Genomic DNA, 15,193 nt, shown 5'->3' on the forward strand with positions numbered 1-15,193 from the left:
TTGCGCTCCCGCAGCCCGCCTTGGCTAGAGCTTCTCTGACATAAGCGCTTTCATATCGACTTCGGGCCGCGGGCCGTAATGCGAGATGACCTCGGCAGCTGCGATAGCACCGCGTTTGAGGCAGCGATCGAGCGATTCGTCCTTTGCAAATCCTGAAAGGAAGCCCGCAGCGAACTGGTCGCCCGCACCCGTAGTGTCGACCACTTTTGCGATCGGCTCGGCAGCGACCTCGGCGCGTGTGCCATTGGCAATCGCAACCGCGCCTTTCTCGCTGCGCGTGGCGACGAGGACGGGCACCTTGCCCGCGACCGCGGCGAGGCCAGCTTCGAACTCGTCTTCGCCCGTGAGCGTTGCAAGCTCGCTTTCATTAACGAACAGGATGTCGATCACGCCATCCTCGATCATGGAGCGGAAATCGTCGCCATGACGCTCAATCACGAAGCTTTCGCTTGCGGTGAAGGCGATCTTGCGGCCCGCCTGGCGCGCAACCTCTATGGCGCGGCGCATGGCACGGCGCGGCTCCTCCGGATCCCACAGATACCCTTCGAGATAGAGGATGCCGCCGCTCGCGATCAGGTCTTCGTCGAGAGCGGTCGCGGGCAGAAACTGTCCGGCACCCAAAAAAGTGTTCATCGTCCGCTCGCCATCGGGCGTCACGAAGATGAGCACCCGGCCCGTCGCGGGGTCACGGCCGCGCGCAGGGGTGTCGAAATCGATCCCGGTTGCGCGCATGTCGTGGCGAAAAACCTTTCCGAGCTGATCGTCCGCAACCTGTCCGATGAACGCACATTGCAGGCCAAGCGTCGAAAGCCCGGCGAGCGTGTTTGCCGCCGACCCGCCAGAGAGCTCGCGCGCGGGCGGCATTGCCGAATAGAGCTCATCCGCGCGGGCTTCATCGACCAGCGTCATGCCCCCGCGATTGAGGTCGAGCTCCTCGATCAGCTCCTCGTCGCAAGAGGCAATCACATCCACCACGGCATTGCCAATGGCGATCACGTCATAACGCGGTTCAGTCACTCGGTTCATCCTGTCTGCAAATGGGTCAGTTCGCCGCATCGCCTAGCGACCTCTAGGCGCTTGGCCAAGTCCGGACGAAACAAAGACTTCGCGTTTGACTTCGATGCGCCACCTCAGCATCGCTCGTTCCAGTGAATGCAGTCCTCGTATCCTTGTCGAAAGCCGTCGGGCAACTCGGCGATCCGGCCATCATTCGGGTTGCGGTGAAAAGCATCGTGATCACACTGCTGATCTTCGTCGCTGGCGGTGTAGGATTGTATTTCGGGCTCGACTGGTTTTTCGGTTGGCTAGGCTGGGAGGCTGGCGGTTTCGCACAGGCAGCGGCGGCGGTGATCATCGCCATGATCGCGTTCTGGTTCCTGTTCCGCGTGATTGCACTGGCTGTGCTGCAATTCTTTGCCGATGAGATCGTCGCCGCGGTCGAGGCGCGGCATTACCCGGATTTGGCCGAGAGGGCTCGCGCATTGCCGCTGCACCGGGACATCGCCAATTCGCTGCGAGGCTTTGGCCGCGCCATTGGCCTAAACCTGCTGGCGCTGCCGGTGGCGATCGTCCTCATCTTCACCGCGCTGGGCCCGGCGGTCGTCTTTCTCCTCGTGAATGCTGTGCTTCTGGGGCGCGAGCTGACAGACATGACATGGCTGCGGCACAGCGGAGGCGAGCGTTCGGCAAGTCCGGTGACAGGATCGGCGCGGTTCCTGCTCGGCGCGGTGATCGCCGCGATGATGCTCATCCCGTTTGTGAACCTGATCGCAGCAATTGTCGGGGCAGCGGCAGGAACGCATTTGACGCATGACGCCATGGCCCGCAAGGAGGCTCGCAATGCGTAACCTCGCCCTTATCGCAATGCTTTGCGCCACGTCGGCTTGCGCGGGATCGAGCTTCATTCCCGCGCCGTCCAACGCGCCGGTGTTCCAGCCGCCCGCGCAAACCCGAACGCAAACCCCGCAGACATCGCAGGGTCCCGCGAGCATTATCAGCCAGCCCGCACGGTCGCTCACCTCGCGTTTCGGGGAGGCTCGAATCGACCTGACGGAAGGTGATGCGCGCAAGCTGCAATTCGCCGGTCGCACCTGTGTTCTCGACGTTTTTCTGTATCCCCGCGGAAACACTGCGCAACCGGTCGCGACGCATGTGGAAGCCCGGCTGCGGGATGGCGGCGCGGCGACCGACAGCGAGGCGTGCGCCAGGGAAATCGCGCGGCGGTAACCCCGTCTTAAGTACATTTTCGTAAGAGTGCAGCCCTGTATCCAAGGGGTTTGACCGGGCTATGACGACACATTTCACCGAGCTTGCACAGCGCGCCGCCACCGATGGCGTTGTTTCGCCGCAGGAATTGCTGGATTTGCGCCGGCAGGGATGGGGCGATGGCCAGATCACGCGCGAAGAGGCCGAAGCGGTTTTCGCGATCAACAATGTCCTCAATGAACGCGATGACGAATGGACCGACTTCATGGTCGAGGCCGTTGGCGAGTTCGTGCTCAATGCCACGCAGCCGCGCCTGCAATGCAGCGAGGAAGAAGCCGACTGGGTCATAGCACAGGTCGATCACGACGGCGTGGTCGAGAGTATGGCCGAGCTCGAAACGATCGTCAGGATCATTGAGCGGGCTGAGAACACGCCGGAAAAGCTGAAGAATTACGTGCTCGAACAGGTCGAGCGCGAAGTGCTGAGCGGTACAGGCCCGACCCGCTGCGGCGGCGAGCTATCGGCTACGCATATCAGCGCTGCGGAAGTACGCATCCTGCGCCGCGTCATCTTCGCCAGCGGCGGTCACGGCCCCGCTGCTGTCAGCCGCTTCGATGCCGAAATGCTGTTCCGCCTCAAAGACGAAACGCTGGCAGAGGAAAACGCGCAGGAATGGGATGATCTGTTCCTCGACGGGGTCAGCAATTTCATGAAAGGGTTCGTGCTTGACGGCGCGCAGATCAGCCACGAACGCGCTGTGGAGCTCGAAGATTTCATGGCCGATACGAGCGTCAATGTCGGTCGCTTCATCGCCAAGGCCGCGAAGGAAGCACCGCAGGTAGCCAACCATCTCGGCAAGGTCTTCGGGAAACGTGAAAGTGCACCGGGATACGAAGAGCGCGCCGCCGAAGGTGCCAAGGTGACCGATTTCGAGCAAGACTGGTTGGAAAAGATGGTCGATGCGGACGGCGAGGTCGACGAGCTCGAACGGCGCCTGATCGCGCGGATCATCGACGAAGGTTGATCGCGGCGAGCGCTATTTCTCAAGCGCGTGAAAATCTGACGCAGCCAGTGCGCGCCAGCGCCGTTGGCGATGACCGTAAAAAACTCGCGCAAATGCGGCGATGACCGGCGTTAGGATACCGGCCTCGATTGTCACGCGGTCGACATATCGGGTCGTGGTCGCGTTTTCAGGAGCAATCTCGATCCAGTGATCCCAGCGTTTGATGAGCGGACCATAGCCGTTGTCGCGCAAAAATCGGACGGCGCCCTTCGCTTCCGGTTTCGAGATCACAATCGCCTGCCATCCAATCGGGAGCACCGCCAAGAGCAGCATCCAGGCGCGATACTCACCTTCCTCCCAGCGCTCGGGAAAGGCTGTCGCGCCCCTGGGAACGAATTTGATGAGCGGAAAGGCGATGTGCTGCAGAAGTGCAGACCTATGTATCTGATCCCACGCCTCATCCGCAGCGCAATCGAGCTGCGTCGAAAGCTCGACCGTGCGGGCCATCAGACCATGAAACTCTCACCGCAACCGCATGCACCTTTGGCATTCGGGTTTTCGAACACGAACCCAGCGGTGAAATCGTCTTCGCGCCAATCCATGGTCGAGCCCACGAGATACAGCACGCTTGCACCGTCGATGTAGAAAGTGCCGCCCGGCGTCTCGATCTTCTCGTCGAACTTCGCTTCTTCGGTGACGTAATCGACCGAATAGGCGAGTCCCGAGCACCCGCGCCGCGGCGTCGACAGTTTGACGCCGATCGCGTCATCAGGTGCCTGGCTCATCAAATGTGCGATGCGTTTTTCCGCGCCCTCGGTGAGAACGACCGCAGCCGGCAGTTTGCGCGTTTTCGTATCGGTCATGCCGCAAGCTCCTTTTGCCAGAACAATGCATGGCCCTTGTCGGGGTCCAGCTGGTAATCACCATAGCCGAGCGATCCATAAAGTGCCTTCGCAGGTTCGTTGCCGCTCAGCACTTCGAGTGTAACCTTGCACGCGCCCTTTTCAGCCGCAATCGCCTCGATTTCGGCGAACAGCGCCTTGCCGATGCCCCGCCCGCGAAATTCGGACTTCACGACCACATCGTGAATATTGACCAGTGGCTTTGCCGCGAATGTCGAGAACCCGACAAAGCAGTTTACAAGTCCTGCCGGCACGCCGTCCGAATACGCGATCAGAGAGAACGCGGTGGGATGATCCTGCATCTTGGCCGCGAGCGTCTTCTTCGCATCCGCGCTGAGCGGTTCACCGCCGCCCATTGGATCGCGCGCATAGTAATCGAGCAAATCGGTAAGGTCGGCGGCATCGCCCGGATCGGCGTAGTCCACTTGTTTGATAGCAATGCCCGTCATCACAGCATTCCCAGTTCGAGCCGGGCTTCGTCGGACATCTTTTCGGGGCTCCACGGCGGGTCCCACACAAGGTTCACTTCCGCATCGCGAATTCCCGGGACGGAGGACGCGCGCAGTTCCACCTCGCCGGGCATCGTTTCCGCCACCGGGCAGTGCGGCGTCGTAAGCGTCATCGTGATCGTCGCGTCGGCTTCGTCATCGACTTCGACGCCGTAAATCAGCCCGAGATCATAAATGTTCACCGGAATCTCGGGATCGTAGATTTCCTTCAGCGCATCGACCACCGCGCTTTGCAGATCACTGCCGGGCCCGCCGACGGGGCCTTCCGCAGGCTTCTGATGGAGGAAGCCTTCGAGATAGTCGCGCTCGCGCGGAGCCGCGCTCTCATCGGGATCGACAGCATCGGATACGCGGGCACGCTTTGGCTTATCGTGCGCCATCACGACCTCATCGTTGGGTGCCGGTGCGGCCACAAATTCGCGATCTTCCTGAGGTTTGTTCATCATGCTTTCCCAAAAATCCGGCGGGTGCGGGCGATGCCTTCGAGCAGCGCATCGACATCTTCATCGGTCGAATACAGGCCGAAACTGGCACGCGCCGTGGCCGGGACTTCGAGATAGTCCATGAGCGGCTGGGCGCAATGATGCCCCGCGCGGATCGCCACGTTGGCCTCATCTAGGATGGTGCCGAGATCGTGCGGATGGATATCGTCGAGCGCGAAGCTGACGATACCGGCGCTGTCAGCGGGTCCGAAAAGCGTAACGTCGTTCATCGCGCCCAGTTTGCGGCGGAGGCGCGCCACCAGTGCCGCTTCGTGTTCGTGCATGCGATCGATACCAACCGCGCTGACGTAGTCCGCTGCCGCGGCGAAAGCGATGGCTTCGGTAATTGCCGGGGTGCCAGCTTCGAACCGCTGCGGCGGCGGAGCATAGGTGGTCTTTTCGAAAGTCACGCGGTCGATCATCGATCCGCCGCCTTCCCATGGCGGCATGGCATCGAGAATGTCCCCGCGCGCCCACAGTGCGCCGATACCCGTCGGACCGTAAAGCTTGTGCGCGCTGAAGACGTAGAAATCGCAGTCCAGCCTGGCGACATCCACTGCCATGTGCGGCGCCGACTGGCAGCCATCGAGCAGCAGTTTCGCACCGACCTTGTGCGCAAGCTGTGCGGCACGCGGCGCGTCGAGAACGCTGCCAAGCACATTGGAGACATGACAGAAGGCCACGAGTTTGTGGCGCTCGGTCAGGATCTCCTCAGCGGCAGCCAGATCGATCCGGTGATCGTCTGTGAGCGGGCACACATCGATCTCGGCGCCTGTTTGCGCGGCAATCATCTGCCACGGCACGATATTGGAATGGTGCTCCAGCTGCGACAGCAGGATACGGTCCCCTGGCTCCAGATTGGCCCTGCCCCAGCTGTTGGCGACGAGGTTGATCGCCTCGGTCGCGCCGCGTGTGAAGACCACTTCCTCTTCGCGCCCGCCGAGAAAGGTCGCAATCGTGCGCCGCGCATTCTCGTAAGCGCGCGTCATCTCTGCCGACCGGGAATAGACGCCGCGATGGACAGTCGCGTAATCCTCTCCCAGCGCCCTGGCCATAGCGTCGATTACGGCGCGCGGCTTTTGCGCGGTCGCGGCGGTGTCGAGATAGTGCCACGGCGCACCATCGCGGGTGACAAGGCCTGGAAAATCCGACTTGAAGTCGACGAGCGGAGATTTGGCGAGCGTTACGGACACACTTCCCTCGTCCATTCGCCTGCGTTCGCCCCGCGTTGGCATTTGCGCCGCATTCCGGCTTCGACCGCTTCCCAGCTGCCCTCGCTGAAGCGCAGGCCGAGCCGCAATTGCACTGCGCCGACGGTATCGTCAGCGATTCCATCGACGGTTACGAGCACGATCCGCATCGACCGATCGTTTGGATGATCGAACTCTTCGAAATCCGCAGCACGCGCTTTCATCCCGAGATCCCTGACGTAGAATTCGGCGACATCGCGCGGCTCGGGATAAGCGATGGCGTAGCGCTGCATGGGTGCGAAGGCGCTGGCGGAGGGCACGTCCGCCTCTTCGGCCGAAACAGCGACCGGCAGCCCCGCAAGAAACGCTGCGAATGGCAGCGACGCGATGAGCCCTTTCTGCGTGATCATATATTTCCCTCCAGCTTCTCCAAAGCGGCATCCAACAGGCGACCGCGCTCCTTCTCGTCTTCAAGTTCGACGAAGGCGTCGCCGATAAAGGCCTGGACCAGCAATCGCTGCGCCTGCTGCGGAGAAAGCCCGCGCGCTGCCATGTAATAGCGCGCGGCCTCGTCCAGCTGGCCCACGGTCGCCCCGTGCGCGCACTTCACGTCATCGGCGAAAATCTCGAGCTGCGGGACCGCGTTTGCGCTCGCGCCGGCTTCGAGCAGCAGCCCTTTGAAGTCCTGCGCCGCGTCGGTCTTTTGCGCGTCCCTCGCGACCTTGATCTCGCCAAGGAAATTGCCTGTCGCGGTGTCCCAGTGAACACTGCGAACCGTTTGGTTGCTGGTCGCATTCGGTTCCGCATGGACAGTTTTGGTTACAAACTCGCGGGTCACGCCTCCGCCACCGATCGTCACACCGCCGAACTCGAAATGCGCCCCTTTGCCCAGCGTCACCTCGACCTCGACACGGGTGTAGTCATCGCCTTTGTTCGTCACGAACAGCTCTGCCCGGGACCCTTCGCCCAGTGTCAGGCGGATCCGGTGCAATTCGGGCGCATCGCTGCCGACAACCATGCAATGCCGGCGCGTCTCGCCATCGGCAATGGCAACCTCTTTCCAGTCGTCGAGCGCAGTGACACCCAGCCGTTCAAGCGCAAGAATATCGGCATAGCGCCACGCTTCATCCCTGTTGCTCGGGCGGCGAGTGGGGAGGATCTCCGCCTCAGGCATCTGCCAATCTCTCGTTCACCAGGGCATCATAGCCCTCTTCTTCGAGCCGCAGCGCCAGCTCCGGACCGCCCGTCTGAACAATGCGGCCATCGGCCAGCACGCTCACCTTGTCCGGCTTCACCACGTCGAGCAGGCGCTGGTAGTGGGTGATCAGCAGCACGCCCTTGTCGGGTGCGCGCATGATCGAATTGATCCCTTCGCCCACCACGCGCAGCGCATCGATATCGAGGCCGCTATCGGTTTCGTCCAGAACCGCGAAGGCGGGGTCGAGAATGCCCATCTGCACCATTTCGGCGCGTTTCTTCTCGCCGCCCGAAAAGCCGACATTCACCTGCCGTTTGAGCATTTCCATATCGAGCTTCAGCAGCGCCGCTTTTTCCTTGGCAAGCTTCAGGAAGTCTCCGCCGGACAGAGGCTCTTCGCCGCGATATTTGCGCTGCGAGTTGAGCGCCTCGCGCAGAAACTGGACGTTGGAGACGCCGGGGATTTCGACCGGATATTGAAAGCCAAGGAACAGGCCTGCGCCTGCGCGCTCGTGCGGGTCGAGATCAAACAGGTCGCTACCTCGAAAATCAACCGAGCCCTGCATTACCTCGTAGCCCGGCTTGCCGCCGAGAACGTGCGCCAAGGTCGATTTTCCAGCCCCATTGGGCCCCATGATCGCATGGACTTCCCCGGCGGGCACATGCAGCGACAGGCCTTTGAGAATGGCCTTCCCGTCGATTTCTGCGTGGAGATTTTCGATTTTGAGCATTGATGTGGTCTCTTCAAATGTGTCTGGTGTGGGCCGTGGTCAGCTGCGCCGGCCGGGATAGTCCTGATTGGGGTTGGCTTCACGGTGAGCGCGCGCGGCGTCCTTGCGGTCGCTGATGCGCGCCCTCATTCCGAGGGTGATTCGCTCCAGCACCTTGTCCATGTCCTCGAGGATATCGGACGCGCGGATACGCATGACCTTGATGCCGACCGCTTCGAGGCTCTTGTCGCGGCGCGAGGCCAGCTGTTCGTTGTCGCCATCCTCGAAAATGTCGACCGCCATGCCGAGTGAGTGGCAGTTGAAATCGACGATCGCACTGCCGACGACGGCGTGGCGTTTGAAAGTGTGGCGACCGAGATTGGCCTCGGCAAACCTCTTGGCGAGCGCTTTATGCGCTTCGGATGAAAAGCGGCGGCGCTCGCGGGCCTGGCTGTGCAATTCATCCAGCCGCGCATCCGAAATCTTCCAGCCGCGGCCCTTCTTGTTGAGATTCGGTTCGGTGTTGGACGTGTCTTTAAGACCGAGGGTTTTCCGGCCAGACTTTTTCGACTTGCCCTCTGGGCGGAGCGCGAAACGCTTGTGCACCCGGTCCACCAAAGTGCCATCCGCGAGAGGCACGGATTCGGTGACAGAGTGGTCTTCGAAACCCATCTTCGAATAGAAAGCGAGCCCGCCGGTATTATCCGCGCGGATCGTCGCGTTGATTTCTTCAAGGCCCAGTTCACGGGCCCGTGCGCTGGTTGCAGCGAAAAGGCTGGTTCCGATGCCGCGCTGAGTTGCGCCGCTTTGGGCAAATGTCGCAATATCGGCGACATCGCCGGGCAGGGACGAGGACGTTACAAGAGTCTGGAAACCGACCAGCTCGCCCGAAGCAGGGCCCTCAGCGACAAAGCAATCCAGCACATCGGGACCGGTCAGATATTTCTGGTCGAGCGCGTCAGCGGAGAAAGGTTCCTCGAGCGCGGTCGTGCCGCCTGCGCGAATGATCGCGTTGAGCAAGTCCGCCAATTGATCTGCATCCGCAGAGCGGACCGGACGCACTTCCAAAGTTTCCGCGACGGCGATCACCCCACACTCCCTTCGAGCGAAATCGCCAGGAGCTTCTGCGCTTCGACCGCGAATTCCATTGGCAATTCCTTCAGCACGTCTTTGGCGAAGCCGTTGACGATCAGCGCCACAGCCTCTTCTTCGTCCAGACCGCGCTGCATCGCGTAGAACAGCTGTTCATCGCTGATCTTGGAAGTGGTCGCCTCGTGCTCAATCTGCGCGCCGGGGTTCTTCACCTCGATGTAAGGCACGGTGTGCGCGCCGCATTCGTCGCCGAGCAGCAGGCTGTCGCACTGGGTGAAGTTGCGCACGCCTTCGGCTTTCGGACCTACGCGAACGAGGCCGCGATAGGTGTTGTTCGATTTGCCCGCGCTGATACCCTTGGAGATGATCGTCGATCGCGATCCGCGTCCATTATGGATCATCTTTGTGCCGGTGTCGGCCTGCTGGAAATTGTTGGTGACCGCGACCGAGTAGAACTCGCCCACGCTGTCTTCGCCGTTGAGCACGCAGCTCGGGTACTTCCAGGTCACCGCAGAGCCGGTTTCGACCTGTGTCCAGCTGATCTTCGAGCGATCGCCCTGGCACAATCCGCGCTTGGTCACGAAATTGTAGATTCCGCCCACGCCTTCCGAATTGCCCGGATACCAGTTCTGGACGGTCGAATATTTGATCTCGGCATCTTCCATCGCGACCAGTTCGACCACGGCGGCGTGCAGCTGGTTTTCGTCGCGCATTGGCGCGGTGCAGCCTTCGAGATAAGAGACATAGCTCCCCTTTTCAGCCACGATCAAGGTGCGTTCGAATTGTCCCGTGTTCTCGGCGTTGATGCGGAAATAGGTGCTGAGCTCCATCGGGCAGCGCACGCCTTCGGGCACGTAGACGAAGGTGCCATCGGAAAACACAGCGCTGTTGAGCGTCGCGAAATAGTTGTCCTGGCGCGGCACCACGCGGCCGAGCCACTTCTTCACCAGCTCGGGATATTCCTTGATCGCTTCTGAGATCGACAGGAAGATCACGCCTGCTTTCTTCAATTCTTCGCGGAAGGTCGTCGCGACGCTGACGCTGTCGAATACAGCATCGACCGCGACCTTACGCGCCCCCTTCACCCCGGCGAGAACCTCCTGTTCCGCCACGGGAATGCCAAGCTTGTCGTAAACCGACTTGATTTCGGGGTCGAGCTCATCGAGCGATTCCAGCTGCGGCTTCTTCTTGGGCGCGGCGTAGTAATAGGCGTCCTGATAGTCGATCTTGGGATAACCGACCTTCGCCCAGTCCGGCTCTTCCATGTCCTGCCACAAGCGAAACGCTTTCAGCCGCCAGTCGAGCATCCATTCCGGCTCACCCTTCTTGGCGGAGATGAAGCGCACCGTGTCTTCCGAAAGGCCCTTCTCGGCAAACTCCGTCTCGATGTCAGAGGACCAGCCGTGCTCGTATTCGGCAGCATCGGCAGCCGCGGCCTTGGCTTCGGCGTCCATCTCTCTTGGCATTTCAGGGGTTTCGAGATCGAGATTGTCGGTCATGCCACTTCTTTTTCATGAGCAGGCTGCGCAGGGGTAGTGCGCAGCTGGGTGAGAGTGATGGCGGCCAAGGCCCCGCGCAGAGCGTCGTTGATGACCGGCCAGTGCGGCTTCATCGTGCAGTGCTTTTCGTGGTCGCACTCGCCATGCGCATCGACACAAGCGGTTAGTGCAATCGGGCCTTCGACCGCCTCGACGATATCCGCAACAGTGATTGCGGCAGCTGGACGCGCGAGTTGAAGGCCGCCATGAGCCCCTCGCACCGATCGCAGCAATCCCGCAGCGGTAAGCTTGCTGACGAGTTTCTGGACGGTGGGCCGCGGAAGGCCGGTTTCCTCCGCCAATTCGCTCGCGCTGATTCGCTGTCCGCCGCAGTGATTTGCGGCGGCGCTCATCGTTATGACGGCGTAATCAGCGAGGTTCGAAAGGCGCATGCGCGCTAAATCGGAGTATTTTACTCCAATTTCAAGCGGAATCGGGTTTTTGCGAGTCGTTCGCGGTTTGAAGCCGCTGGCCGATCAACCGATCCGCCGGAAATTCTTCAGACGATCGAGGTTCTTCATCCGCAGCATCGCCTGGAAGAGCGGCTCCTCCGGTCCGCCAAGGCGCGTGGGCGTGTATCCGCAGTATCGCCTGATCTCGCGGATCATGTGCGGCTGATCGTAGAACGCGGTGGCGATTTCTGCCTCGCCCTCATCGGTAATCTCCGGCTGCGCCAGCAGGCTGGCCGCGCGCACTGCGCGATACTTACGCGCCAGTGCCATCGGAGAGAGCCCGAAGTATTGCGTGACCAGCCGCTCGGCCTGCCGACGCGAATAATCGAGGCCCGAGAACAGCAATTCGACATCGGGATTGAGCGAGGAGCCCAGCCACGCGAAAGTGTGCTCGATCAAGGTTTCGTGGGGAGCGGGCACCGGGTGGAGACGCGGCTCGATCCATTGCGCCAGCAGATCACATGCCGCTTTCCCGCTCAATTCGTCGCTGCGATATCGCGCATTTATATCCTTCGCGAAGTGATCGATCTCTTCGCCAAGCAGCTCGCCCGCCGGGATGAAGCGATTGAAATGCGTGCTTGCGGGTTGCCGTGCGAGCGCGGCCCAGCCCAGCGGCGAAAGCGACACGCCGATTGCGTGCCACGGCCCTTTGATGGTGAAAGGTGCTGCCGTTTCGAACCCGGCGAGCATGTGCGCATCGCTCGCGATCGGCTCCGATCCTCCACCCAAGTGCAAGGCACCGGACCCGTGCGGGAATAGCACCAAGTGGCCTAGTGCGCCTGGATGGCGATCGGCAATTTCCGCCTCTTCCCACGTAAAATGGAACAGCGCGAGCACATGCCGCGCCAGCTGCGGCGGCGGGTCGTAATAGGAAAGATCGAATTGGGACGGCATGGCAGTCTAGTGCGACCCACTGCCAAGCCGTCCCCGATGCCGAAACCGCGGGGACTTGGAAACCCGACGCAGATGGCAGGCTTCAGCCAGTATGTCAGTGCAACTAACGGTCATTGTATCTCAGCGACATCGCTCTGGCGCGGAGGCGCACTTCGGCTGCGGTCAGCGTCAACTCGCCTTGGTGTCCTGCACCCATTTCTCGACATTTTCTTCGAGAATGTCGAGCGGCACCGGCCCGCTCAGCAGAACGGCGTCGTGAAAGCCGCGATAATCGAAATCGTCGCCCAGCTCAGCCATCGCCATGCTGCGCAATTCCATGATCTTCAGCTTTCCGATCATGTACGCGGTCGCCTGTCCGGGGGTGGTGATATAGCGCTCGATCGCCTTGACGATATCGCCCTGCGGGTTGGGGGTGTTTTCGGCGAGGTAATCGATCGCTTCCTCGCGGGTCCAGCGCTTCGAATGAAGGCCGGTATCGACCACCAGTCGGCAGGCGCGCCAGAGCTCCATGCCAAGCCGCCCGAAATCCGAGTAAGGGTCCTGGTAGAAGCCCATGTCCTTACCGAGTTCTTCGGAATAGAGGCCCCACCCCTCGGTGTAGGCGGTGACACCGCCGAACCTGCGAAACGGCGCCATACTGTCGCCCAGTTCCGTCTGGATCGTGCGCTGCAAATGGTGACCCGGAAGCCCTTCGTGATAGGCCAGCGCCTCCAGCTCGTTCTTCGACATGTCGCGAAGGTTGTAGAGGTTGACGTAATAGGTGCCCGGTCGCGAACCGTCGGGTGAAGGCCCTTGGTAAAATGCCTTGCCCGCGCTTTTCTCGCGGAAAGCTTCGACCGCTTTGATCACCATCGGAGCCTCTGGCAGGGTTCCGAAGAACTCGGGCATTTTCTCCCCAAGTGTGTCGATCTTCTCGCGCGCATCGGCGATGTATTCTTCCCGGCTTGTGTAGAAGAACCGGTCATCGGTCCGGGTGAACTCGAAGAAATCCTGCAGTCTCCCCTCGAAACCGACCTTTTCCATGATTGCGCGCATTTCGCCGTGGATGCGCTCGACTTCGCGCAGGCCGATATTGTGGATTTCGTCCGCTGTGAGATCGGTCGTGGTGTAGCTTTTCAAGCGGGCCGCGTAGTACTTGTCGCCATCCGGAAGGCGCCAGACACCATCATCGGTCGGCGCGAAAGCCTGCTGCCGTTTGATTTCCGCGAGCAGCCGCTCGTAAGCGGGAACAGCCTGCGTGAACCAGGCGCGATTTGCCGCAACATCAAGCCGGGCGATATCGGCACCGAGATCAGCCTCCAGGATCTTAGAGCGAAAGTCCTCCAGCACCGCATTCTCGTCGCCAGCCGCAAGCAGATTCTCGATATCCGCGATGACGTAAGGATAGACCCAGTCGGGCGGCATGATCCCGGCATCGGCGCGTTCGCGCGCTTGCTCAGTCATGGTGTCGAGATACGGCCCGATCCCCTCGATGCGCGAAACGTACGCCTCGGCATCGCTCAGCTCGCTTACGCGGTGAATATTGATGAGGAAGGCGGGGACGCTCGTATGAGCACCGCGCCGATGGTCAAACACGAAAGCGTACTGGCTGAACGGGTGAAGCAGCGCCGATCGCTCGGCCATCATTTCGTAAAGGCGAAAGGACAGAGCATCGTCTTCGTCCAGCTCGGCCTTATCGAAGGTCGCCCGCATGTCGGCTGCAGTGTCCTGCATCAGCTGGAAGCGCGCTTCTTCCGCTTCATCGGAAGGGTCGGTCCACTTTCCGTAATCATCATCACGAATGCCGCGATACGATTTGGCCGCCGGTGACATTTCGAGCTGCGCGCGGTCATATACCTCGAAAAACGCGCTGATACTCGCCGCTTCCTGCTCGGCTGATTCAGCAGCCGAAGTGCTTTCGGCCGTCGGCTGCGCCAAAACTGCCGGAGTGAAGGCCGTCAGGGATATGGCGGCTGCGGAAGCGAGCAGGAATGGAATACGGCGCATCAAGATACCTCGGTCATTGCGGGGACGTGCGCGTACCGCGCCCTTTCTGAATGGGTACCGAATTTCAGATGTCCAGCTCGCGGAAGTTTTTCGGATCGATCATTTCCCGCAAATACGGCGCCTGATCGTCGGACAATCGCGACGGCGTCCTGCCGACGAACAGCGTTATCTCCCGGATCATGTGCGACTGATCGAAAAAGGCGTTGCCCAGCTCGGCTTCGAATTCGGGCGTAAGCTGCGGGAATGACAGCAAGGCCGCCGCTCGCAGAGCTCGGTATTTTCGAGCGAGGGCTTGCGGAGGAAGCCCGAAATAGCGCTCCGTCAGGCGCTGGACCTGACGCTCGGAATAGGCGGCCTTATCCATCAGGTCGGCAAGTTCAGGATTGAGCGATGAGCCGAGCCATGCGTTGACCACCCGCACAAGCTCGACGTGGCGCGCATTGATCGGCTTCGCAACGCGGCCAATGAAATCGCCGATCGCAAGCGCACATTCTCGCCCGGTCATCTCCTCACCTCGATAACTGCCGATCAATTGCCGCCCGAGGTCGTCGAACAAGCTTCCGATTAGCATGTTGGCTTCGACCAGATGGTCCCGGTGCTCGCCAGCATGCAGTCCGGTGAGCGCAGCCCACCCCAGCGGCGACAGCGCGGCGCCCATTACGTGAAACGGCCCGTCGACCACGATCGGAACTGCTGTCGAAAGCGGTGTCAGAATTGCCATTTCGGGATTCGGTTCGCTGTACCCTCCGCGAAAATGCATCTCGCCCTTGCCGTAGGGGAAGATCGACAAGTGCCCAATCGATGCGGGCTGGATGTCGCGGATGACCGATTCATCGCACCGCATGTGATACAAAGTGGTGACGAGATCGCTAATGGCAACCGGCGGCGCGATGTAGTCGACTTGGAACAGGGAGTCGGACGTAAGCTCGAAATCGGCGAGCGCCTGAGCAGCGCTGCCATCCTCCAAATTTCGGCCGAAAAGTGAGTCCATTGAGAATGCCCCGTGCGAGGCACCTAAAGGCTTCTGTCCTGA

Annotated in this window: 18 protein-coding genes; 3 read left to right on the top strand and 15 right to left on the bottom strand. The window is 61.0% G+C overall.

Features of this window, described 5'->3' with window-relative positions:
* Window positions 1-24 precede the first annotated feature (24 nt).
* Entirely contained in the window at window positions 25-1,017 is a 993-nt protein-coding gene (locus IB285_RS12875) for an adenosine kinase (RefSeq protein ID WP_328705890.1), read from the bottom strand.
* Between the two features lie 131 nt (window positions 1,018-1,148).
* Here IB285_RS12875 and IB285_RS12880 point away from each other — a divergent pair, with 131 nt between their 5' ends.
* The 3 genes from IB285_RS12880 (at window position 1,149) to IB285_RS12890 (ending at window position 3,229) form a co-directional block, all read left to right on the top strand.
* Entirely contained in the window at window positions 1,149-1,847 is a 699-nt protein-coding gene (locus tag IB285_RS12880) for an EI24 domain-containing protein (RefSeq protein ID WP_190788544.1), read from the top strand.
* Window positions 1,840-2,226: a hypothetical protein gene (locus IB285_RS12885; RefSeq protein ID WP_190788545.1), complete on the top strand. Its 387-nt coding sequence runs from the start codon at window positions 1,840-1,842 to the stop codon at window positions 2,224-2,226. Before IB285_RS12880 ends, IB285_RS12885 begins: the two co-directional genes overlap by 8 nt.
* Before the next feature lie 61 nt (window positions 2,227-2,287).
* Window positions 2,288-3,229 (top strand): hypothetical protein, encoded by a 942-nt coding sequence (locus tag IB285_RS12890; RefSeq protein ID WP_190788546.1) that lies wholly within the window; start codon window positions 2,288-2,290, stop codon window positions 3,227-3,229.
* A gap of 12 nt (window positions 3,230-3,241) precedes the next feature.
* Here the strand turns inward: IB285_RS12890 and IB285_RS12895 are convergent, their stop codons facing one another.
* From IB285_RS12895 to IB285_RS12960, 14 genes are all read right to left on the bottom strand, one after another.
* Window positions 3,242-3,715: a hypothetical protein gene (locus IB285_RS12895; protein ID WP_190788547.1), complete on the bottom strand. Its 474-nt coding sequence runs from the start codon at window positions 3,713-3,715 to the stop codon at window positions 3,242-3,244.
* Window positions 3,715-4,071, bottom strand: coding sequence for a HesB/IscA family protein (locus IB285_RS12900; RefSeq protein WP_190788548.1), 357 nt, complete (start codon window positions 4,069-4,071; stop codon window positions 3,715-3,717). The genes IB285_RS12895 and IB285_RS12900 overlap by 1 nt, the downstream gene beginning before the upstream one ends.
* Window positions 4,068-4,559: a GNAT family N-acetyltransferase gene (locus IB285_RS12905; protein WP_190788549.1), complete on the bottom strand. Its 492-nt coding sequence runs from the start codon at window positions 4,557-4,559 to the stop codon at window positions 4,068-4,070. The genes IB285_RS12900 and IB285_RS12905 overlap by 4 nt, the downstream gene beginning before the upstream one ends.
* Entirely contained in the window at window positions 4,559-5,062 is a 504-nt protein-coding gene (locus IB285_RS12910) for an SUF system Fe-S cluster assembly protein (RefSeq protein WP_190789120.1), read from the bottom strand. Before IB285_RS12910 ends, IB285_RS12905 begins: the two co-directional genes overlap by 1 nt.
* Entirely contained in the window at window positions 5,062-6,309 is a 1,248-nt protein-coding gene (locus IB285_RS12915; RefSeq protein ID WP_190788550.1) for an aminotransferase class V-fold PLP-dependent enzyme, read from the bottom strand. The genes IB285_RS12910 and IB285_RS12915 overlap by 1 nt, the downstream gene beginning before the upstream one ends.
* Window positions 6,285-6,701 (bottom strand): hypothetical protein, encoded by a 417-nt coding sequence (locus IB285_RS12920; protein ID WP_190788551.1) that lies wholly within the window; start codon window positions 6,699-6,701, stop codon window positions 6,285-6,287. Before IB285_RS12920 ends, IB285_RS12915 begins: the two co-directional genes overlap by 25 nt.
* A complete protein-coding gene (locus IB285_RS12925; protein WP_190788552.1) occupies window positions 6,698-7,465 on the bottom strand; it encodes a SufD family Fe-S cluster assembly protein in 768 nt (255 codons plus the stop codon). Before IB285_RS12925 ends, IB285_RS12920 begins: the two co-directional genes overlap by 4 nt.
* Complete coding sequence (gene sufC / locus IB285_RS12930) at window positions 7,458-8,219, bottom strand: Fe-S cluster assembly ATPase SufC (RefSeq protein WP_190788553.1); 762 nt, start codon at window positions 8,217-8,219, stop codon at window positions 7,458-7,460. Before sufC ends, IB285_RS12925 begins: the two co-directional genes overlap by 8 nt.
* Window positions 8,220-8,258: 39 nt before the next feature.
* The gene (locus IB285_RS12935; protein ID WP_328705891.1) at window positions 8,259-9,287 is read right to left on the bottom strand and encodes a GNAT family N-acetyltransferase; all 1,029 of its coding nucleotides are present in this window, start codon (window positions 9,285-9,287) and stop codon (window positions 8,259-8,261) included.
* A complete protein-coding gene (gene sufB / locus IB285_RS12940; RefSeq protein ID WP_199803370.1) occupies window positions 9,284-10,789 on the bottom strand; it encodes a Fe-S cluster assembly protein SufB in 1,506 nt (501 codons plus the stop codon). Before sufB ends, IB285_RS12935 begins: the two co-directional genes overlap by 4 nt.
* Entirely contained in the window at window positions 10,786-11,220 is a 435-nt protein-coding gene (locus tag IB285_RS12945; RefSeq protein ID WP_190788554.1) for an SUF system Fe-S cluster assembly regulator, read from the bottom strand. Before IB285_RS12945 ends, sufB begins: the two co-directional genes overlap by 4 nt.
* 84 nt (window positions 11,221-11,304) lie before the next feature.
* Window positions 11,305-12,174, bottom strand: a complete 870-nt coding sequence (locus tag IB285_RS12950; RefSeq protein WP_190788555.1) for an AraC family transcriptional regulator — start codon at window positions 12,172-12,174, stop codon at window positions 11,305-11,307.
* A 168-nt stretch (window positions 12,175-12,342) separates the two neighbouring features.
* Window positions 12,343-14,160: a DUF885 domain-containing protein gene (locus tag IB285_RS12955; RefSeq protein WP_190788556.1), complete on the bottom strand. Its 1,818-nt coding sequence runs from the start codon at window positions 14,158-14,160 to the stop codon at window positions 12,343-12,345.
* Between the two features lie 64 nt (window positions 14,161-14,224).
* Window positions 14,225-15,151: a helix-turn-helix transcriptional regulator gene (locus IB285_RS12960; RefSeq protein ID WP_190788557.1), complete on the bottom strand. Its 927-nt coding sequence runs from the start codon at window positions 15,149-15,151 to the stop codon at window positions 14,225-14,227.
* Window positions 15,152-15,193 lie beyond the last annotated feature (42 nt).

It is taken from the genome of Erythrobacter rubeus (assembly GCF_014705715.1).
GTDB lineage: Bacteria > Pseudomonadota > Alphaproteobacteria > Sphingomonadales > Sphingomonadaceae > Erythrobacter > Erythrobacter rubeus.